This is a genomic window from Kitasatospora sp. NPDC032757, assembly GCF_055579305.1.
In genome coordinates, this window is sequence record NZ_JBVINN010000009.1 from 113,898 (window position 1) to 134,500 (window position 20,603).

At 70.9% G+C, this 20,603-nt stretch carries 12 protein-coding genes; 11 read left to right on the top strand and 1 reads right to left on the bottom strand.

The genetic code is table 11. The features are described 5' to 3' along the window. Positions 1–615: 615 nt before the first annotated feature. Entirely contained in the window at positions 616–1,941 is a 1,326-nt protein-coding gene (locus ACZ5WK_RS14235; protein ID WP_465547615.1) for a DUF6271 family protein, read from the top strand. Positions 1,942–2,106: 165 nt separating this feature from the next. On the opposite strand, the gene ACZ5WK_RS14240 is transcribed toward ACZ5WK_RS14235, so the two are convergent. Beyond that, the gene (locus tag ACZ5WK_RS14240) at positions 2,107–3,594 is read right to left on the bottom strand and encodes an alpha/beta hydrolase family protein (RefSeq protein WP_465547616.1); all 1,488 of its coding nucleotides are present in this window, start codon (positions 3,592–3,594) and stop codon (positions 2,107–2,109) included. 325 nt (positions 3,595–3,919) lie between these two features. Between ACZ5WK_RS14240 and ACZ5WK_RS14245 the strand changes: the two genes are divergently transcribed. The 10 genes from ACZ5WK_RS14245 to ACZ5WK_RS14290 all read left to right on the top strand — a co-directional run bounded on the left by ACZ5WK_RS14245 (position 3,920) and on the right by ACZ5WK_RS14290 (position 20,399). Next, a complete protein-coding gene (locus ACZ5WK_RS14245) occupies positions 3,920–5,209 on the top strand; it encodes a sensor histidine kinase (RefSeq protein WP_465547617.1) in 1,290 nt (429 codons plus the stop codon). Beyond that, positions 5,206–5,868 (top strand): response regulator, encoded by a 663-nt coding sequence (locus ACZ5WK_RS14250; protein ID WP_465547618.1) that lies wholly within the window; start codon positions 5,206–5,208, stop codon positions 5,866–5,868. Before ACZ5WK_RS14245 ends, ACZ5WK_RS14250 begins: the two co-directional genes overlap by 4 nt. Before the next feature lie 216 nt (positions 5,869–6,084). Further along, the gene (locus ACZ5WK_RS14255; RefSeq protein ID WP_465547619.1) at positions 6,085–7,272 is read left to right on the top strand and encodes a cytochrome P450 family protein; all 1,188 of its coding nucleotides are present in this window, start codon (positions 6,085–6,087) and stop codon (positions 7,270–7,272) included. A 426-nt stretch (positions 7,273–7,698) separates the two neighbouring features. Then, the gene (locus ACZ5WK_RS14260; protein WP_465547620.1) at positions 7,699–8,106 is read left to right on the top strand and encodes a hypothetical protein; all 408 of its coding nucleotides are present in this window, start codon (positions 7,699–7,701) and stop codon (positions 8,104–8,106) included. An 811-nt stretch (positions 8,107–8,917) separates the two neighbouring features. Further along, positions 8,918–10,216, top strand: a complete 1,299-nt coding sequence (locus ACZ5WK_RS14265) for an alpha/beta fold hydrolase (protein ID WP_465547621.1) — start codon at positions 8,918–8,920, stop codon at positions 10,214–10,216. Then, entirely contained in the window at positions 10,213–11,805 is a 1,593-nt protein-coding gene (locus ACZ5WK_RS14270) for an alpha/beta fold hydrolase (protein ID WP_465547622.1), read from the top strand. The genes ACZ5WK_RS14265 and ACZ5WK_RS14270 overlap by 4 nt, the downstream gene beginning before the upstream one ends. 340 nt (positions 11,806–12,145) lie before the next feature. Next, entirely contained in the window at positions 12,146–12,472 is a 327-nt protein-coding gene (locus ACZ5WK_RS14275) for a MazG-like family protein (protein ID WP_465547623.1), read from the top strand. A gap of 458 nt (positions 12,473–12,930) precedes the next feature. Then, entirely contained in the window at positions 12,931–13,923 is a 993-nt protein-coding gene (locus ACZ5WK_RS14280; RefSeq protein WP_465547624.1) for an XRE family transcriptional regulator, read from the top strand. 864 nt (positions 13,924–14,787) lie between these two features. Then, complete coding sequence (locus tag ACZ5WK_RS14285) at positions 14,788–15,261, top strand: hypothetical protein (protein ID WP_465547625.1); 474 nt, start codon at positions 14,788–14,790, stop codon at positions 15,259–15,261. Beyond that, positions 15,258–20,399 carry a tetratricopeptide repeat protein gene (locus ACZ5WK_RS14290; protein ID WP_465547626.1) on the top strand — a complete coding sequence of 1,714 codons (5,142 nt, stop codon included), beginning with the start codon at positions 15,258–15,260 and terminating at the stop codon, positions 20,397–20,399. The genes ACZ5WK_RS14285 and ACZ5WK_RS14290 overlap by 4 nt, the downstream gene beginning before the upstream one ends. The last annotated feature ends 204 nt before the right edge of the window (positions 20,400–20,603 follow it).

Consider the following 20,603-nt stretch of genomic DNA (forward strand, 5'->3'; position numbering starts at 1 on the left):
CTGCGCGGCCGCTCGCACACGACCCTCGCCGCCCGCCCGGCGCCGCCCACCGTGCGTACCGTCCCGCGCCGCACAGCCGTGGAGCGAACCGCCGTGCGCCCGTCGGGGCGCGCCGGGAGACATGCGGGAAACATGGGGGCGATGCCCCCATGACGGGACGGGGCCGTCCGTCGACGGTCCCGGCCCGTGTCCGGGTACCGGCCCGGCCGGATCGGCGGTGTCCGGTATCGGAGCCCGAAGGTCCGGATACCGGTCCGGCGCGGACCTCGTGGACGCGGGAAGCGCGGACCGCATCCTCGGAACCCGCCCGGCGAGCCCGCCGAAGTCCGTGCGAGGGCAGGGGCGCCTGCCCGATCGGGCAGTGTCGGCATGCGCCGCCCGATCCCCGAAAGCATCCCGTTGACACCGAAGTTGGTCTAGTCCACCGTGGTGAAACAAGGTCGTCCACATGAGTCCTGCGGAGCCCCGCGATCCGGCACTGACACCGCTCGGGACTCACCGACGCCCTCAACTCGACTACTTCACCGCGGTTTTGAGCGAGTCCATGCGGCATTGCCATGGCTTGATCCTCGGACGGGCACATGGATCTGACGATCAGACGGAGAATCCCACACCATGCAACGAGTCTGCCTCGCCCTGCCCACCATGCGTCCCTGCCCGGGCACTATCGCGGACCTCGCCGAGGAGGCGGCCTACGCCGTCGCGAACTTCGGGGTCGAGGTGCACCTCCTCGTCCTCGACACCACCGACGCCGCCGAATTCGCGCAGAACGCGGACGCCGTGGCGTCACTGGCCCCCACTCCCGGCGTGTTCGTCCATCACCTCGGCGAGGCGCAGCAGCGGGAGTTCCTGCGCCGGGTGGCCGAGCGCTCCGGCGCCCCCGACCCCGAGCTGCTGCTCGACCTGATGCTCCCGCGGGCCGTCGCGTACGGTTCCTGCGTCAACCGGCTCTTCCTGGGCGCGGCCGCCCTGGGCTGCACCTCGGCGCACCTGCGCAACGACGACGCCGACTTCCAGGTCATCGACGGCCGGAAGGTCTTCCCGATCCACCAGGAGCTGCTCTCGATCGGCCGGCCGGCCGGCGAGGCGGTGGCCGGCGTGTCCCGCTCCGAGCTCGACCCGGCCGACGCGGACAAGCCGGTGATGCTGGTCAGTGGCTCCTTCATCGGCGAACTCAACGTGGACATCGGCGAGATCCACGAGATGGACCCGGCCGTCTACCGCGACGTGGTGCGTCTGTGGACCCCGCCGGTGTGGTCGGAGGAGGACAGGGACGCGATGGTGGACGTCTCCTTCAAGGGCGCCGGCTCCGAGCCGTTCACCACCGACCACTCCGTCGTCGGCGTGCCCGACATCTGGGACGTCTACATGTGCAACATCGCCCTGGACCACCGGGCCTACGAGGTGCTGCCGCTGCTGCCCTCGATCGAGACCATCGGCAGCGACTACGCCCTGTTGCACGCCATGGTCCACGCCCGGCTGCCCGGCGTCGTCCACAACCGCCACATCGTCAACTACTACACGCCCGAGCGCCGCATCGGCGCCGGCTTCCTCTCCTACCAGATGCGCTTCGTCAAGTTCCTGCTCTCGATGCTGTACCTGTACCCGGTCTACGGCGGGATGATCGACCTCGGCCGCGGGATGCTGGACGAGCGGCACGGGCTGAAGGTCGAGCCGATCCTCGACCTGGTTCGGGGCAGCGTCGACTGGGACCGGGCCGGGAACGAGCACTGCCTGGACGTCCTGGACCGCTCCTACCGCAAGCTGGGCGGCAAGTACGCCGAACTCGCGGACGTGGTGGCCGGGAAGCGGCAGCAGCTCCTGGACGAGGCGCAGGAGGACGCCGGGCGCTGGGCGGTCCTGGTGGAGGCCTGGGCGGGGATGGTGGCCGCCGCCCGCGCAGAGGGCCTCCGCCCCGGCGTGGACGGGGCGGCCGGGTGAGCGAGGACTTCCTGATGCGGCGGCCGGCCGACGACGACCGGGACGCCGGGTCGCGCCGGAACACGACGCCTACGCGGCCGACGGCCTGTCGAATGGCCGGGAGGCACTGCAGTCCCGTGCTCTCGGCTCGCCGGAGACCTGTCGTGCCGGAGCAGCGCGGCACGGTCAGCTGTTGTCCGGGGGGTAGACGCTGAGGTCGCCGTAGGCGGGCAGGACGCCGGCCAGGTCGCCGGGTTTGCCTTGGAGAACGGCGTCCAGGAAGGCGAGAGTGGCTGCGGCGACGACGCGCGGGCTCTCGGTGCGGCCCAGGGAGCCGACTATCGAGGGCACGGGCGGCAGGTACAGGGGGCCGTCCATGAAAGTGAGATGTGCGGCGCCGGGGATGGTGAGCCGGTAGCTCGTCGCGGCGCCGGACTCGAGCACCTCGGTGAGGCGGGGTATGTAGCGCGGGTCCGTTCCCGGGGTGATGGCCTGGGTGAGCGCGAGCGTCGGCTGGCCGAGGGAGGGCGAGGTGGGGCCGTGGGGGTAGCCGTCCAGATCGATGACGGCGTCGAACCGGCGGTCCTGCCGGGCTGCCTGCAGGGCGGCAGCGCCACCCATGGAGTGGCCGGCCACCGCGACCCGGCCGGTGTCCAGGCGTCCGGTCAGCGGGCCGGCGATCTCACCTCGGTCCAGGCTTTCCAGCCGGGTGAGGACGAAGCCGAGGTCGGCGGCTCGAACCGCTGTCCAGCCGGCCGCCAGCTCGTCGTCCTTGTCCGGGTCGCCGGTGGAGGCGGTCTCGGTGTCGATGGTCCGGCCGTCGGCGAGGACGACGGCGGCGGAGTCGTACGGGTGGTCGAGGGCGGCGACCACGTAGCCGTGGCTGGCCAGTTCCTCCGCCCAGGCGGTGTTCTGGGTGCGCACTCCGCCCGACCCGGGAGAGAACAGCACGACGGGGAACCGTCCCCCCTTGCTGTCCACCGGGGCGTCGACGACCGCATGGGTGCGGGCACGCGGAACACCGTCGACCAGGAAGCCGGGCAGGCCGACTCCGCGGGCGAGGGCGTCGGAGACGGTGCGCGCCTCCTGCTCCGTGCGTCCGAGGTACTGGGCCCGCTGCGCGCCTGCGGGGCTCTTCTGGGCGGGGTACCAGAGCTGGACCACGACGGTGCGCCGGTCGTCCGGATCGGCGGTGAAGGTCTCGGGGCGGCGTGGGTCGGTCCACTGCACCACGCGGGTGCCGACCGCGAAGTCGCCCGACGGTTCGGGGAACACGGGCACGGGAAAGGCCCAGGCGGCCACCGGGCCCGTGGCGATCATGCCGATGCAGGCCACCGATCCCGGCAACGCCAGCCACCAGCGGGCCCGCCACGCCGGCCGGCCGGCACGGCGTCGCAGCACGGGGGCCAGGGCGAACGGCAACGCGAAGGCGGCGCCTGCCAGTACCGGCAGCATCTGCCAGCGGATCCCCGCCACACTCAGCACGAGCGCGGACAGCACGAGAACCGCCCCGGCCGCAGTCGTGACGCGTGGGCGGGCGGCGGGGGGAAGCCAGCGCGCCACCACCAGCGCGACGGCAGCCGGCACGGCAAGAAATTCCAGAGGGGACATGGACAGTCCCGCGATGATCTCGGTCACCCGGCCATACTCGGCGCCGGGGATGCGCTGCCACATCGATCCCGGGTCGCCATCGTGTGCAACCGGGGTCGCAATCCGTGGCAGGTCCCCGTACAACCGGGGTCGCAATCGAGCACGCCGGATCAGCGGCCGCCCTACGACCACGGGAGGTAGCGGGACTCCTCCTGCGGTCGTATCGCGGCACGGTGCCATCAGCCGGTGGACTCATGTGCTTCGCGGGCCCGCGGCCTACCGTGACAGGGCTGCGGTACGTGCCGGGCAGCGCGGAGGCGTACGTGCCCCGTACGCGACCGGGGCGCGGCTGTACGCGGTGGTGGCCCCGGCCGGGGCCGCCATGACGCTGAACCGACAGGGACGTGCGATGACCGAGGCGGCCGCGGAACCCGGCAGGGCCCACCGGGCACGCCACCGGGACCGGGACCGGTGGGCGAGGACAGCCTTACGACTGACGAGGTACGCCGGCCTGGCCTCCGCGCGAGCGGCGCGACCGGTGAGAGCCGCCCGGCGCTGGGGCCTCCGGCTGCCGCCCATGGTGTGGGACTCGCTGTTGCCGGCGCTGCTCCTCCTCAACGTCGTGACCACACGGGCGCCGCAAGAGCTGCCGGCGGCCGTGGCCCTCACCGCCGCCCTTGCGCTGCCCCTGGTGTGGCGGCGCCGGGCCCCACTCACGGTGTTCGGCGCCGTGGCAGCCGCGGCCTTCGGCCAGTGGCTGATGGACGTCCAACTGCCGGCGGACATCGCCTTGCTGGTGGCTCTCTACACGGCGGCCGCGAACTCGGGCCGGCGCTGCACGCTCGTCGCCGGTGCCGTCGTGGAGGCAGGGGTCCTGCTGGCCTGTCTGCGCTGGACGACGGAAGGCGCATTCCTGACCCCGTTCGTCGCGGTCACCGCGATGGTCGCCGCCGCCGCCGTCCTGGGTGTGAATGTGCGGACCACGCGCGCCTACCTCGGGGCCCTGGAGGAACGGGCCGCCCGCCTGGAGCAACAGCAGGACCAGCAGGCGCGACTGGCCGTCGCCGAGGAAAGGACACGCATCACCCGGGAGATGCACGACATCGTCACCCACAACCTGTCCGTCATGGTCGCGCTCACCGACGCCGCCGTCTACGCGCAGCACCGGTCACCCGACAAGGCCACCACCGCGATGCTCCAGGTCTCCGAGACGGGCCGGCAGGCCCTGACCGACATGCGGCGCTCGTTGGGCATTCTGCGGACCGACGAACCGGACGCGGAGCGCCACCCGTTGCCCGGCATCGCTCAACTGGAGACCCTCGCCGACCAGATGTGCGCCGCCGGGCTGCCGACCCGCCTCGAGGTCCACGGCGGCCACACCCACATACCCGCCACCGCACAACTCACCGTCTACCGCCTGGTACAGGAAGCCTTGACCAACGCCCTCAAACACACACCCACCGGCACACGCGCGAAGGTCCGGATACGGTGCTCAACCGAGTCCGTCACCGTGGACGTCACCGACGGCGGCCCCTGCCCACCACTTCCCGCCGCCACACCATCCGGCCACGGCATCCCCGGCATGCGCGAGCGCTCGGCCGCCTACGGGGGGACGTTGCAGGCCGGCCCCCTTCCGGGCGGCGGCTGGGCAGTCCGTACCCGCCTCTCCCTCGGCAGCGGCGGAGCGGCGTCCGCATGACGATCCGCATCCTGATCGCCGACGACGAAGCGCTGCTCCGCATGGCCTTCAGCACGGTCCTGGAGGCCCAGCCCGACATGGCACCGGTCGGCGAAGCCGCGGACGGCATCCAGGCCGTACGCCTCGCCCGGGAGCTGCGCCCCGATGTCGTCCTCATGGACGTCCGGATGCCCGGGACCGACGGGATCGAGGCGACCCGACAGGTCATCGGGGTCTCCCCGCAGAGCAGGGTGCTGATCCTCACCACCTTCGACCTGGACGAATACGCCTTCGCCGGACTCAACGCCGGAGCGTCGGGCTTCCTGCTGAAGAACACCAGGCCCGAGGAGCTGCTCACCGCGATACGCAGCGTCGCCGCGGGCGACGCGGTGGTCTCCCCGCGGATCACCCGCCGCCTGCTGGAGCACCTGCGCCCGCACATCCCCGACGGCAGCAGCGCCGACCGCGACGAGCGGCTGAGCCGGCTCAGCGCCCGTGAACGCGAGGTGCTCGTCCAGGTGGGCTGCGGCCTGTCCAACACCGAGATCGCGGCCACCCTGTATCTCGCGGAGGCGACCGTGAAGTCCCATCTGGGGCGAATCCTGCAAAAGCTCGAACTCCGCGACCGGATACAGGCCGTGGTCTTCGCCTACGAAAGCCGCCTCATCCACCCGGCCTGACGCCGCCGGAGGCCTCGGGGCTCCCCTCCGCCCCGTGCGCCACATCCGCGCCGACCCGGCAGCAGGCGACCGGCGAGTCCGCCCGCGCGGGGGCCTCCGCGCCGAGGTGCGCTGTGGCTACGCTCGGTCTCTCAGCACTACACGACCGATGACATCGTCCGCACCGCCGTGGCTGCCCAGCGGCAGACGGCATGTGTAGCGGCATAGGGACCGACCATGACCTCCTCCCCCTTCGCCGACCCGGCGTTCCACTCCGACCGCTACCCCACCTACGCCGCCCTGCGCGCGGCCTCTCCCGTCCTGCAAGTGTCGTTGGACGGCGGTGCCACCACCGCGACGGTCGTCACCGGCTACGACGAGGCTCGGCAGGCATTCACCGCCCCGCTGTCGAAGGACACCGGCGCGTACTTCGCCGACAGACCGCCCCTGCGGTCCCTGCATCCAGCCGTCGCACGCACCATGCTCGCAACCGACCCGCCAGAGCACACCCGGCTCCGGCAGCTGGTGACCAAGGCGTTCACGCCGGCCCGGGTCGACGGTCTGCGCCCCTACATCCGTTCGCTCGCCGAGCAGCTCGTGGGGATGTGGGAGCCCGGCACCGAGGTCGACCTCGTCGAGGAGCTGGCCGGCCCCCTGCCGGTCACCGTCATCTGCCAGCTCCTGGGAGTTCCCCCGGTCGACCGTCCCTCGATCCGCTCCTGGTCGACCGACTTGTTCGCCACCGGCGACCACCAGCGGATCGACGCTGCGTCCCACGCCGTGGCCGGCTACATGTCGGAGCTGATCAGCATCAAACGCACGCGCCCGGACAGCTCGCTGCTCTCCGACCTGATCGCGGTCCACGACGAGGACGCCGACCGGCTCGGCGAGGACGAGCTGCTCTCCCTCGCCGTGCTGCTGCTGGTCGCCGGCCACGAGACCACCACCGCGGCGATCGGCAACGCCGTGCTGGCGCTGCTCCAGCACCCGGCCGAGCTGGAGCACCTGCACACCAACCCGCACTGCATCCGGACCGCCGTCGACGAGCTGCTCCGGTACGACTCCGCGGTCAGCATCGCCACGTGGCGGTGGGCACCCGACGAGGTGGATCTCAGCGGCACCGCGGTGCCCGCCGGCAGTCCGGTCTTCGTGTGCCCGGGCGCGGCCAACCGCGACCCCGGGAGGTTCCCCGACCCCGGCCGGCTTGACCTCGGCCGCGCGAACGCCGCCAGTCATCTGGCCTTCGGCCACGGGATCCACCGCTGCCTCGGTGCACCGCTGGCCCACGCGGAGGTCGAGATCGTGCTCGGCGTCCTCCTGGAGCGCTTCCCCCGTCTGCAACTGACGTCCCCTGCCGACCGGCTCGTCTGGCGGCAGTCCCGGCTGGTCCGCGGCCTCGTCGCCCTGCCGGTGAGCCTCTGCTGACTCCGCGTGGCGGTCCGGGTGGCGCTTGCGGCGCAGCTCACCGGAACCGGGGCGGCGGACGGGCGGGCACGCCCGGCACAGCAGATCTGGATCAAGCGCGCCCTGATTCGCGAGGCCCTCCGGACGGCGGCCGTGGGCCATCTCGTCGACAATGGCCGGCCGATTCCCGCAACTTCCCCCCCTTTTTTCCGGCGGACGGATTTTGCACGGCGAACCATATACGGATGCGATTGACGTCCGATATACACGGCGTTCACGCGACACCGGGAACACGAGATCAGGGCGACTCCGCGCCACATCACCGTGTCATTTCAGACGTCTGCCAACTCTCCTGACGCCCCGCCTGGAAAAGGACCGCACTATGGGGTGCGGGAACTCCCCGCAATCACCTCACCCTGTCCGATGCGACCACTGGAGAACATCGTCATGCGATCAGCCGTCCGCACGAAATTCACCCGATTCCTGGCCGTCCCCGCCCTTGCCACGGCTGGTGCGATCCTCGCGACCGCGCCCGCGCACGCCGCGACCATCTCGATAGGCGTCAACGGCGCGACCGTCGCGGATGCCGGCCGGACGCTGAACGTCTCCGTGACCTACCGGTGCCTCACGGACTTCCAGTGGGCCGCCATCACCGTGCAGGCCGCACAATCCACCGTGTCCGGCCGGGACTCGGTCCACGTCCCCTGCACCGGCGCTCTGGCGACCGCGACCGTTCCGGTGAGCAGCACCGCACCCGATGGCGCGTGGACCAGGTCCGCGGTGAACCTTTCGGTGTACATCGCCGACGGCGAGCTCAATCGCACCAGGACCACGGCCACGGTCGTCGCCAACTGACCGTGAACCAATGACCCGGTCAGCCCGACACCGTATCGGGTTGACCGGCTCGGGTTCGAGGGCCTGCAGTCCCGCGCTGCAGCAGGTGATCCAAGGCGGCCGGTCCCTCAAGGGCAGCGGGGTCCGCGTGCCGGCCGCCAGACTCGGACAAGCTGTGCTCGAACGGGTGGACGGGGCGGTGTCCAAAGAGCCCGCCCTGCCACGCCTCCGGTGAGAGTGCCCGGGTCCACACCCGGTGAGGACCGCACCGAGCAGCCGAACCACGTCGCCCCGGCAGGGGACGGACCGCGGGGTGATGCCGGGCTGCGCCGAGTGGCGTCCTGAATGGTGGACCTCTCCCCACGAACGCAGGCTGGCTTACGCAGCGCCCGCACCGACCATGCGGAGGCGGGCGGAGCCACCCGGCGTCGTTCCCGACGGGGCGACCGGGGACGACGGCGAGAGGGATCACATGGCGGAACAGGACATCAGTCAGGGTTGCCTGCCGACCGTTCGCGGGATCGGCAGGTCCGCGCGAAGACGGATGCGGCACAGGTGCGCACGGGGGCGTTCCCGGGGCGCGCCCACCGGGGTGGCGCTCGTCGCTGCCGGGCTGGCCTTCCTGGGGGCGGTCGTCGGCCCGACACCGAGTAGTGCCATGTCACCACCGGTCCGTGAGCCCCTGTCAGGAGCTCCGGCGCGGTTCGTGCCCGGTCCCTGCCCGGACACGCCCGAACCGGTCCCCGGGCGGTGCGGGCTCCTGGAGGTACCCGAGAACCGTGAGCGACACGGTGGGCGGACCATCCGGCTGGCCGTCGCGATCATCCCGGCGGTGTCCGCGACGCCGGCCGGGGAGCCGGTGGTGTTCATGGAGGGCGGTCCCGGCGGCGACGCGTTCGGGAGCATTCCCTTCCTGATCGGCGCCGGCGTGAACCAGGACCACGATCTGATCGTCATGGCCCAACGCGGCACCCTCCACTCGGAGCCGAACCTCGCCTGCCCGGAGATCGACCGGTTCTACGCGGGCGCCGTGGGGCTGCCCTTCAACGCGCCCTCCACCGGGGAACTCCTGGTCCGGGCGACGAAGGAGTGCCGGGACCGCCTGACCGCCGGCGGAGTCGAGCTGAGCGCCTACAACACCACCGAGAACGCCGCGGACTTCGCCGACCTGCGCAAGGCGCTGGGCATCGAGCAGTGGAACGTCTACGGGTACTCCTACGGCACCGACCTCGCCCTCACCTACCTGCGCCTGCACCCCGAGGGGATCCGCTCGGTGGCGATCGACTCGGTCGCACCCCCGCCGGTCGTGAACCTCCCCTGGACCTGGGACAGCTTCCGGGAGGGGCTCGACGAGGTGTTCGCGGCCTGCGAGGCCCAGCCCGCCTGCAAGAACCGCTACCCAGGCCTCCCCCGGACCGTCACCGAGCAGGTCCGGCGGCTGGAGGAACACCCCCTGACGCTGACGGCGCAGCCCCCCGGAGGCGGAAACCCGGTGACGGTCGTCCTCGACGGGGGCGCGCTGGTGGACCTGCTGGTCGCCAGGGCCATCCCGTTCGCCGACCTGCCCGCCGCCCTGGACGAACTCGCCCACGGGAATCCCGAGCCCTTCGCGCGCGCCCGCGCCGCGGGTGCGACCCCCGCCGTCGGCGAATTTGCCTACGGGCTGAAGGAGTCGGTGGCCTGCAGCGAGTGGGTGCCGGGCTATTCGCAGGCCGACGTGCTGGAGGCCGGGCGCCGCAACTTCTCCGGGTGGCCGGACGCGGTCCTGGCCCAGGCGCCGCAGCTCCCCTTCCAGTACGACGTGTGCCGGGTCTGGAACGTCCCGGACCGCACAGCCGTCCAGCGGGTGACCACCTTCAGCGACGTGCCGACGCTCGTCATCTCCGGAACCTTCGACTCGAAGACCGGGGCGAGTTGGGGCCAGTACGCGGCCCGCACGCTGTCCCGCTCGACCGTCGTGCGGATTCCCGGAATCGGCCACTGGGTGGTCCCCCAGTCGTGCTGCGCACAGGGCGTCCTTGCTTCCTTCCTGGCGCATCCGACCGCGCCCGACACCGACTGCGTGGCAGACCTCGCGCCCGCACCGTTCACCATCACCCCCGCCCCGGCCCCCGCCCCGGAGAGAACATGATGTCCATCCGCCCGCCCCACCACCGGCGCATCGTGCGACGACTCCGGACCACGCTGGCCGGGGCCACGGCCGCCGGCCTGCTCGTCGGCCTCGCCGCGCTGCCCGCCCAGGCCGAGGACGGCTCGGAGGCGCCGCTCGGCACGGTCGCCCGGACGGCCGGCCACGCCCACTTCGAGCCGGGCCCCTGCCCGCGGACGGCGGATCCGATCCCCGCTCTGGAGAAGGCCCGCTGCGGAACGCTCACCGTGCCCGAGGACCGTTCCCGGCACAACGGGCGAAAGATCACCCTCGGAGTCGCGATCATCCCCGCGGTCACGCACAGAGCAGCACCCGACCCGATCGTGTGGCTCGCCGGCGGGCCCGGCGACGACGCGGTCTCCGAGATCCCGCTGGCGCTCAACGGCAGCCTGAACCGCGACCGCGACGTGATCTTCATGTCCCAGCGCGGGACCTACTCGGCCGACCCACAGCTCACCTGCCCGAACATCGACGAGTTCAACGCACGCGCCCTCGGCCTCGTCTACGGCGCACCGTCCACCGGGCGCCTGCACGTCGAGGCGACGCGGGAATGCCACGACACGCTGGTGAACCGCGGGGCCGACCTCAGTGCCTACGACGGCACCGAGAGCGCCGCCGACTACGCCGAGCTGCGCGTCGCACTGGGCATCACGCAGTGGAACGTGTTCGGCATCTCCTACGGCACCGACCTGGCCCTCCAGTACATGCGCCTGCACCCGGAGGGCATCCGCTCGGTCGGCATCGACGGCGTCCTGCCGCCGTCCCTGGCCGGCGGGGCCGTGACCTGGAAAGCCGCACGGGAAGGCTTCGACGGCCTGTTCGCAGCCTGCGCGGAGCAGCCCGCCTGCGACACCCGCTATCCGGACCTGAAGGCCACCTTCGAGCGCCTCGTCAGCGAGCTCGAAGCCCAACCCGTCACCACCACCGTCACCGTCCCGGGCCACCCGGAGCCGGTGAAGGTCGTGCTGGACGGCGGGGCCCTGGTGAACTGGCTGGTCTCCGCCACCCACGTGGCGGCCGGAGTGCCCCGCTCCGTCGATGACCTGGCCCACGGCAACCCGCAGCGGATCGCCGAGCAGTGGGCGGGTGGCAAGCTGAGCCCGCAGGCCATCGGGAGGGTTTCCCACGGGCTCTCCTACGGCGTCTTCTGCCGCGAATGGACACCGTTCGAGAGCCAGGACGACGTGATCCGGGCGGGGCACCGCGCATTCCCGTCGTTCCCCCGGTCGGTGCTGGCCAACGCTCCGATGCTCGCCTGGCTCCACGACGACTGCCGGGCCTGGGACGTCCCGGCGGCACCACGCTCGATCCGGGACGTGACGCACAGCGACATCCCGACCCTCGTCCTGTCGGGCGGGTTCGACGCCCAGACCGCACCGAGCAGCGGGCCGTACGCCGCCCGCACGCTGAGCCGGTCCACCGAGGTCACCGTCCCCTACGTCGCCCACGTGGTCTTCGCCGACTCGCCGTGTGCGCAGGAGATCACCCGCTCGTTCTTCGACACTCCGACCGCGCCCGACACGGAATGCCTCGCATGTCCCCAGCCGCCTGACTTCGAGATCGGGTCGTAAGGCCGACTGTCCAACCGGTTCAGGAGGAATCCCCACGCGGGAAGACTGCTGAAGATGTCGGGTTCCGGCCCCGCCGCGTGGCCGGCGGGGCCGGACTCGCTTCGTCCCGATGAGGGAATGCCTCTCGACGTACCTCACCACGACGTCGTCAACGGCGGTGACCGTGGCCGTGCTCGAAGACACCTGGCCGGCGACCGGCGACAGCGCGGCGACCGGCGACCGGCGACCGGGGACCGCGAACTCCCGGCATCCGGCATCCGGCGGAAATCGAAAAGACCCGGGCTCGCCGGGAACCGCCCGGCTTGATCGACCCATTCGAACAGGGGCAGGATCCTCACTCATGGAAGAGACCTGGAAGATCGTCAACTCCCTTGCAACAAAGCTTGATTCACACTTCGACCGCAGCGACGAGCAGCGGTGGACCGTGCAGGCGCTGAAGCTCCAGGAGGAAGCCGGAGAGGTCGCCGAGGCCGTCATCGGGGCACTCGGCGCCAACCCCCGCAAGGGTCACTCGCACGACTGGGACGACGTGCGCAAGGAGACCTGCGACGTGGCCCTGTCCGCCCTGGTGATGCTCGCCCGGATGGGCGGCGACGCCCGCAGGTTCTTCGAAGAGCACATCCGCTCGGTCGCCGCCCGCGACACGAAGGACGGCACCGCGGCCTGAGCGCCCAAGTGCAGGTCGTCGGCACGGGTTCGCGCTGCCGACGGCCGCCGGGCATCGACGAGCCGCCCAAGGACCGAACCGGGTGAGCCGCCGGAGGCCGACCTGCGGCAACAGGCCTCCGGCGGACCCGGCATACCCGGAGATCGAGGAGCCCTTCCGATGATCGACTTCGACGTACTGACCGACCAGGCCTTCCGCGAGGGCATCGAGCCCTCGACCGGGCCGCCCGCAAGCACGGGCTCCGCTCCGGCGCGGACAAGACGGCCGTCAGCCGGTGGGAGAACTGGCGTAAGCAGCCGAACCTGGACTCCCAGATCCTGATCGCGGAAGCCTTCGACGTTCCGATCGCCGACATGGAGCTGTTCGGGTGGCCCGATTGGCTGCCCGGTCGCGAGGTTCCGCTGCCACTGGGATCGGCGTACACCGTCCAAGCACTTCGAGATGCACAGAGAGCCGCCATGGACCGCCGCAGCTTCATGACCTTCAGCGCCGTCTCGCTGGCCGGCCTCGCCGCCCAGTGGGCCACGATCGAGCCCGATCGCCTGACGTCCGCCCTCGACGGCAGGACGGCCGTGGACCCCGGGCTCGTGGACTGGCTGGAGGAAACCAGCGCGAAGCTGACGACGCTGTCCACCGAACAGCGCCAGCACACAATCAAGCTGATGGACGCTCATCTCGCCACCGTCACCGACCTGATCGAGGGCGGCGGCCACGCCGAGCCCGTCGCCAAGCGGCTGCACCTCGTGGCCGCGTCACTGGCCACCACCTGCGGCTGGCACCGCTTCGACCAGGGCAAGCACTTCGCCGCGGGAAAGCTCTGGGCGGGGGCCTTGCAAGCCGCCAACGCCGCAGGTGACCGCGACTTCGGCGCCGGTGTGCTCTCCGACTTCGCCTACCAGTCGAACTGGATCGGCCAACCGAACATCTCGGTGGACCAGCTCGGCCACGCACTGTCCGGTACCAAGCACCCCACCGCCCGGTCGCTGCTGTTCCTCCGGCGGGCCAGGGCCTACGCCGCGCTCGGCGAACGCTCCGCGTGCTACCGCGACCTGTCCGACGCCGAGACTGCACTGTCGACGCGGGCCAGCGACCCCGCGCCAGGCTGGTGCGCGTGGATGAGCCCCGCGGACCTCGCGGTCGACTCCGGCCAGTGCCTGCTCGATCTCGGCCGGGCCGACGAGGCGCACGTCAGGATCGCCGAGGGCCTGGCCCTCCTGCCCACGGCCCGGGACAAGACGCGTGGCATCTTCCTGACCTACCAGGCCAAGGGCTTCCTGCAATCCAACGACGTCGAGCAGGCTCTCGCCGTCACCACCGAATCCCTCGATCTGGCCACCCGCATCGGCGCCGAGCGGTGCGTCAGCCTGGTCCGCGAACTCGCGCCGGCGTTCAAGCCGTACCGCCAGGTTGACGGCGTCGCCGATCTCATCGAGCGCGTCCGGGCTGCGTGACGGATGCTCAGATCAGAGTCGCGGTAACCAGCGGCCCGGAGAGGATGATCCGAGCTGCCGTCGCCAGGAGGCTGCCAAGCGCCAGTCTGCGAAGCCCGGCCCCATGCGGGTCGCGGGGCCGGGCTTCGCGCCGCTATCAGCGAGACGTGCTGGATGTACTCGCAGGGGCGCACGTCTTGGGGGTGGCGTCGTGGTGGTGTCCGGCGAGCCAGAGCCCGGCGAGGAGTCCTGCGATCGCCAGGACCTTGTGCCGGTTCTGCTTCCACCATGACGGTGATCCGGCTGCCATGAAGCGCAGTTGCGTGTACTCAGGATGCTCGCGGGGCGGTGTGTCCTTGAACAATCCCATCTCTGGTGAACCTCCTCTCCCCCTTGGGAGGTTCATGACCATACGGCGCTCTCTGCCTTGATCGCAGACATTTAATCCCGCCTCACCATCCCCGGCTGGCCGGTCCGGACGGGTAGCCGGGCCGCACCGGCGGCGGCGCCGGGTTCCGCCTTGGCCTGCTCCAGTTCGAGCGACAGTCCGGCGATGATCCGGCGCATCACCTCGGACCTCGACCGGCTGGCCGGCATGACCGCGCCCGCTCCGACCCGACGACGCCGACCGGCCGCTGCGCAGCGCGGCGGGCCTCTACGAGCTGTCAGCGCGTTGATTCCTGCCTGGGTGATCCAACGTCGGCGGACGCCACCCGGGGAGCCAGGTGGATGCCGCCGACGTCCGAAGCATTCCCGCTACAGCGGTTCCGACGGACAGTCAGAATCCCTTCGCCGAAGGGCCATCGTCGAGGCATGATGGACGGGAACGCGATGCTGGCGGCGGTCCGGAGCGGGCGCCGTGGAGGAACGAGCCGGAGGCTTCTGGTGTCCGACCCAGTGACGGCCCTTGCGATGACCGGTGCGACGACCCTTGTCGCGGCGATGGCCACCAGTACCTGGCAGATGGCCAGAACCAGGGCCGTCGCGTTGTTCCGGCGCCGGGGTGACTCCGAGCAGAACGTCGAGGCGCAGCTGGAGCGCAGCCTGGCTCGTGTGGAGAGGGCGGAAGCGGCAGAGGCCGTCCGCGAGGCGGAGGTCGCCCGGTGGCGGGACGACCTTGTCGACCTGCTGCGCGACCGTCCTGACACCGAGAGCGGTCTCAGGGATTTGATCCAAGAGGTCCAGCCGTTGCTCCCGGCGGTCCGGCACCAGTGGGTGCAGCACGTCGTCGCGCGCGACGGCGGCTCGGCGTACGGTGCGCTCGGCCCCGGCAGCACCGTCAACGTCCACTACCACCCCGGGGTTGTGAGTCCGCCGCCCGCACCGCCTCAGGGAACGGCGGTGGACCACAGCCGATGAAGCCTTCGCCCCCGGGATCCGGGCATCCGGGGGAACCCGCGGACGCGCGGCAGGCGGTGCGGGCGGACAACGGTTTCGCCTACGGTGCGATCGGTGCGGACATCCATGTCTTCGGCGATGGTGTTCCGCTGTACCTCCTGGAGAACTGGCATCCGCCGGAACCGGTGGACCCGGAATTCCTGCGGGAGCTGCCCAGTCGTATGCTCAATGCCCGCTTCGCCGTCGTCGGCTTCACCGGGCGCGAAGCGGAACTCGCCGATCTGTGCCGGTGGCGTGAGACAGGACCGCGAATGGCTGTGCGGTGGTTGCATGCTCCCGGAGGCCAAGGCAAGACCCGCTTGGCGTCCGAGTTCGCGCGGGACTCGCTCGACCATGGCTGGAAGGTCGTTACGGCCACCCACGGTCCGGGCACCGTCTATCCGCCTCCGGGAAGCCAGGATCTGGGTCTTGACGGCGTGTGCGGTCTACTGCTGCTCGTGGACTACGCCGACCGTTGGCCGCTGACGCATCTGACCTGGCTGTTGAGCAACGCCGTGCTCCATCGGCCGACGGTGCGCACACGTGTCCTGATGCTGGCCCGCAGTGCCGATCTGTGGCCCGCCGTACGGGGCGCGCTCGCCAACTATCAGACGGCCGTCTCGGCTCACGTCCTGCCCTCTCTTCCGGACGGCGGTGGCGAGTCGGACCGACGTGCCGAGATGTTCGCCGCGGCCCGCGACAGCTTCGCCGCCCGGTACGCCATCCCGGCTTCCAGCATCTCGTTACCGGGCTTTCTGGACCAGCCGGAGTTCGGACTGACCTTGGCGGTGCACATGGCCGCCCTTGTTGCGGTCGACGCCCGGGACAGCGGTCATCGCCCGCCCAGCGATGCCGCGGGACTGACGGTCTACCTCCTGGACCGCGAACACCTGCACTGGCAGCGGTTGTACGGCGACGCCACCCATGAACTCGATCCCACAGGGCGGACGTTCCGCACGTCACCCGAGGTGATGAATCGAACGGTGTTCGCCGCTGCCCTCACAGGCCCGCTGGACCGGCCCGCCGGCACCGCAGTGCTCCAGGAGCCGCCGCTCCGGACGGCCTCCCAGGGCATCACCGCCGAGCAGATCATCACCGATCATGCCGCCTGCTACCCACCGGCCCGCCCTCTCTCACAGACGGTGTTGGAACCTCTCTACCCCGACCGCCTCGCGGAGGACTTCCTCGCGCTGACCTTCCCCGGTCATCCGGTGGATTATCCGGCGCAAGGGTGGGCCGGACCGGTCGCCACCGTGCTGCTGAACCGCGAAGGGAACGCCGCTCCCGCTCCGTGGGTGCCCCGCGCGGTCACGTTCCTCGCCGCCGCGGCGGAGCGTTGGCCCCACCTCGGTCCCGGGTATCTGTATCCCCTGCTGGAGGAGGACCCGGGGCTCGCCGTCGCCGCCGGCGGCGCGGCTCTCACGGCACTCGCCGCTCTCGATGGCATCAGGCCCGAACTGCTGGAAGCCGTCGAAGAGCACTTCCCCGGACATCGGCATGTCGACCTCGACACGGGAATCGCCGCGGTCGCCAGGCGCCTTGCGCAGCACCGTCTCGCAGGATCCCAGGACCCGGCGAGCCGGGTCGACGTCCTGATCGGTCTCAGCCTGCGCCTGTCCAACGCGGGGTGGCGAGAGGAAGCCCTGTCCGCGGCACAGGAAGCGACCGCCCTGTCCCGGCACCTTGCCGAGACCCAGGGCCGCTCCATCCTCGATCCCGGCTACCTCAGGACGTCCGCCGTTCATGCGGCGAGACTGGCAAGCGCACTGCGGAACCTCGGTACGAGCTTGTCACGGCTCGGGCGGCGCGAGGAAGCACTGACCGCGACCCAGGAGGCCGTGGAACTCCTCCGGGTTTTGGCGTCGCTGGACCCCGACGACTTCGAGCCGGCTCTGGCCGAGGTCCTGAGCAACCTCAACGCGCATCTGGCGTGGGCCGGACGGCCTGAGGAGGGACTGGCCGCGGCCGAGGAGGCCGTCACGGTGCACAGACTCCTGGTGGACGGCAATCCCGACGCGGACGGCAAGGGTCTGGCTGGTGCTCTGGGCAACCTCGCCGCCGGGCTGGCCGATGTCGCCCGGCATGAGGACGCCCTGACCGCCACCCGGGAGGCGGTTGCCCTGTGGCGCCGCCTGGCGTCCGGCAACGCGCCGGCCTACGAACCGGATCTCGCGGCATCTCTGCACAACCTCGCGATCGCTCTGAAGGACACGGGGCGCCCGGCGGAAGCCCTCGCGGTGGCGCGGGAGGCCACGGCACTGCAACGCCGGCTGGCCGAAGTCAACCCGACGGCCCACCGTCGGAACCTTCCTTCAGCGCTTGTCACGCTCGGGTTCGCTCTGGTGGCGACCGGTTGCAGCCATGAGGCAGTGTCCGTGGCAGAGGAGGCCGTGGCCCTCGCGCGGCGCCTCGTCGAAGAAGAGCCCGACGCCCTCACGGAGGCCCTCGTCAACTCGATGAGCTTCATGAGCCTGGCGTTGAACGCGGCGAATCGTTTCCAGGAGGCCGTGACAGCGGCCGAGGAGGCCGTGGCGGTGCGCCGGCGAATGGTTGCGGAACGTCCCGAGGCCAACGCCGCGCCACTCGCCGATGTGTTGGTCCGTCTCGCCGAGTGGCTAGGGACGGTGCATCGCCACCGGGAGGCGGTACGAGCGGCCGAGGAGGCCGTGGCTGTCGGACGGCGCCTGGCCGCCACCAATCCGCCGGCTCATGCGGCGAGGCTCGCCACCGCACTGGTCACCCTCAGCAGCAGTCTGCTCAACGCCGGGGACCAGCCGCAGGACGTCACTGCCGCAGCAGAGGAGGCGGTAGCGCTGCTACGGCCTGCGCTCTTCACCGACCCGATGTCCATCGGGAAACTCGCCGCCGCGCTGCTCACTTCCGCGAATGCCCTCACATTCGCCGGAAACCCGCGAGAGGCCATCGCACGGGCCGAGGAAGCGGTCGGCATCCTGAGTCGACTGGCCGCATCCGATCCGGCCGTCTACGCCACCACCCTGGCGGGAGCACTGCGCGACCTGGCGACCTGTGCGGCCCAGGCACACGAGTGGGAGAAGGCACTCTGCTCCGCCGAGGAAGCCGTTTCCTTGTACCGACAGCACGCCCCGGCGGCACCAGGTCATGAACTGGACCTGGCAGCCGCCCTGCGCGAGCTGAGCACCGCCTGTCTGAACGTCGGGTCCCAAGGCCGGGCACTCGTCTTGGTCGAGGAAGCCGTCGCCCTGCTGCGGCGCCTCGCCGAGTCGGAGCCGGCGGCGGTTGCCCCCCGTCTCGCCGGAGTGCTGATCAGCCAGCTGGGCTCCGCATTGACCGCTATGGGCCGACATGAGGAGGCCCTCGCGGCGACCGAGGAGGGCGTCACGATCCTTCGTTGGCTGTCGGAGGCCGATGAGGAGGCGCACCGTCCGGCTCTTGGCATCGCCTTGTACAACCTGAGCAACGACCTGGCGGCGACGGGACGGCTGCAGGAGTCCCTGGCGGTATGCGAGGACAGCGTGCTGCTTCTCTCGCAATTGGTCGAAACCAATCCGGTCATCCATGAGCCCGACCTGGCCAACGCGCTGAACAACCTCAGCAACAGGCTGGCGGAGCAAGGCCGGGACCGGGACGCCCTGTCCGCGGCCGAAGGAGCGGTACTGCTCTACCGAAAGGTCGCCGAGAGGGGCTCGCCGTATCACCAGCAGCGCCTCGCGATCACCCTGTACAACGTCGGCCTGCGCCTGTCCCACGCGGGGCAGCAGGAGAAATCCCTGACCACGTCCATGGAGAGTCTGGCGCTGCTCAGGCGGCTGGCTGAGGACGCCCCGGAGACGAACGAACCCCATCTGGCCATGGTGCTGCTGCGGCTCGGCACACTCTTGTCAGAGCTCGGACAATCCGAGGCATCGCTGCGCCTGACGCAGGAATCAGTGCTGATATACCGCCATCTGGCCCAGCAGGATCCCGCCACGCATCTCGAATCCCTCGCCATCGCGCTCAACAACCTCGGCGCCGACCTCCTCGAATTGGGAAACGCGCAGGACGCCGTCACGGAGACACAACTGGCCGCGCAGATCCTCCGCCGGCTGGCGGGCAGCGACCCGGCCGGTTTCGGTCCCGTGCTCAGTGCCACGCTGCACGGCCTAGCCGCACGGTTGTGGGCGGCGGGACGGCCTGCGGACGCGCTGAGCGTGACCGTCGAGGCGAGCGCATTGAGGCGGCGGCTGGTGGCAGGCGACCCGGCCGGCGAGGCGGACCTCGCCGACAACCTGCAGATTCTCGCCACGAAGCTGGCTGAGCTCAAACGCCGCGACGAAGCCTCGGCGATCGCCGAAGAGGCCGCGGACCTGCTGGAGAGGCTGGCCCGCTACGATCCCGTCACCTACGAACCGGACCTGGCCGGGGCTCTGCACCTGCTCGGCGACTGTCGTCGCAAAGCAGGCGAACGGGGTGCGGCCCGCGACGCCTTCGGGCAGGCGGTGGCGATCCGTCGACGTCTCGCGCGGTCCGATCCGGCGAAGTACCAGCCTGTGCTGGCCTTCTCGCTGCATGACCTGGGAGCGATATCGGCCGTCGTCGGGGACCTGGAGAGGGCCCGGGCCGATCTGGGGGAGGCGGTGGCAATCCGCCGGGGACTCGCCAACTTCCATCCAGCGGGCCATGAACCTGACCTCGCCTTTTCGCTGGCCGCCCTGGGAGGTGTCCTGGGGACGCTGGAGAGGTTCGACGAAGCCTTGGCAGTCGCGGACGAAGCGGTGGCCGTGCGGCAACGGCTCGCCGAGGAGGACGCGGCGTACTTCGAGGACGCGCTTGCCGGGCTCTTGTCCGCTCTCGGTTTCAATCTGGCCAGGGCGCGTCCGGGGCAGTGTGCGCGCGCCCTCGCGATCACAGAGGAGGCGGTGTCCGCGTACAGGCGCCTGGCGGAACAACACCCTTCGGCCTATCTGCCCGACCTGGCCCAGACGCTGCACGACCTCGGCAATCTCTTCTGGCAGATGCGGCAACCCGACAAGGCCGCAGTGGTGACAGGGGAAGCAGTCGCCATCTGGCGCCGCCTGAATGACTCGGGGCAGAAGTCCGAGCGCCGGCTTGCCGCGGCACTCCGCGACCTCGCAACCTTCCGTGACCGGATGAAAGGCTAGTACTGCAGCGGTGGGAAACACAGGCAGTCGATAACAGCCCGGCTGTGCTCCCGGTCCGTCCGGTCAAGGAGGCCTGAACCACGGCTCGCGCGTCGATGCCGAGCCGGCGGCCCGTGGATAGACTGACCAGGCGTTCCAGGAACGGACCCGGCGCGGGCAGCGGAGCATTCGGCGCCCCGTTGTCGCACGTGCACGCCACTCCCC

What these genes read in the sequence shown, in the direction of transcription:
- ACZ5WK_RS14235 (WP_465547615.1), top strand. Translation starts at nt 616, where the DNA reads ATGCAACGAGTCTGCCTCGCCCTGCCCACCATGCGTCCCTGCCCGGGC.
- ACZ5WK_RS14240 (WP_465547616.1), bottom strand. Translation starts at nt 3,594, where the DNA reads ATGTGGCAGCGCATCCCCGGCGCCGAGTATGGCCGGGTGACCGAGATC.
- ACZ5WK_RS14245 (WP_465547617.1), top strand. Translation starts at nt 3,920, where the DNA reads ATGACCGAGGCGGCCGCGGAACCCGGCAGGGCCCACCGGGCACGCCAC.
- ACZ5WK_RS14250 (WP_465547618.1), top strand. Translation starts at nt 5,206, where the DNA reads ATGACGATCCGCATCCTGATCGCCGACGACGAAGCGCTGCTCCGCATG.
- ACZ5WK_RS14255 (WP_465547619.1), top strand. Translation starts at nt 6,085, where the DNA reads ATGACCTCCTCCCCCTTCGCCGACCCGGCGTTCCACTCCGACCGCTAC.
- ACZ5WK_RS14260 (WP_465547620.1), top strand. Translation starts at nt 7,699, where the DNA reads ATGCGATCAGCCGTCCGCACGAAATTCACCCGATTCCTGGCCGTCCCC.
- ACZ5WK_RS14270 (WP_465547622.1), top strand. Translation starts at nt 10,213, where the DNA reads ATGATGTCCATCCGCCCGCCCCACCACCGGCGCATCGTGCGACGACTC.
- ACZ5WK_RS14275 (WP_465547623.1), top strand. Translation starts at nt 12,146, where the DNA reads ATGGAAGAGACCTGGAAGATCGTCAACTCCCTTGCAACAAAGCTTGAT.
- ACZ5WK_RS14280 (WP_465547624.1), top strand. Translation starts at nt 12,931, where the DNA reads ATGGACCGCCGCAGCTTCATGACCTTCAGCGCCGTCTCGCTGGCCGGC.
- ACZ5WK_RS14290 (WP_465547626.1), top strand. Translation starts at nt 15,258, where the DNA reads ATGAAGCCTTCGCCCCCGGGATCCGGGCATCCGGGGGAACCCGCGGAC.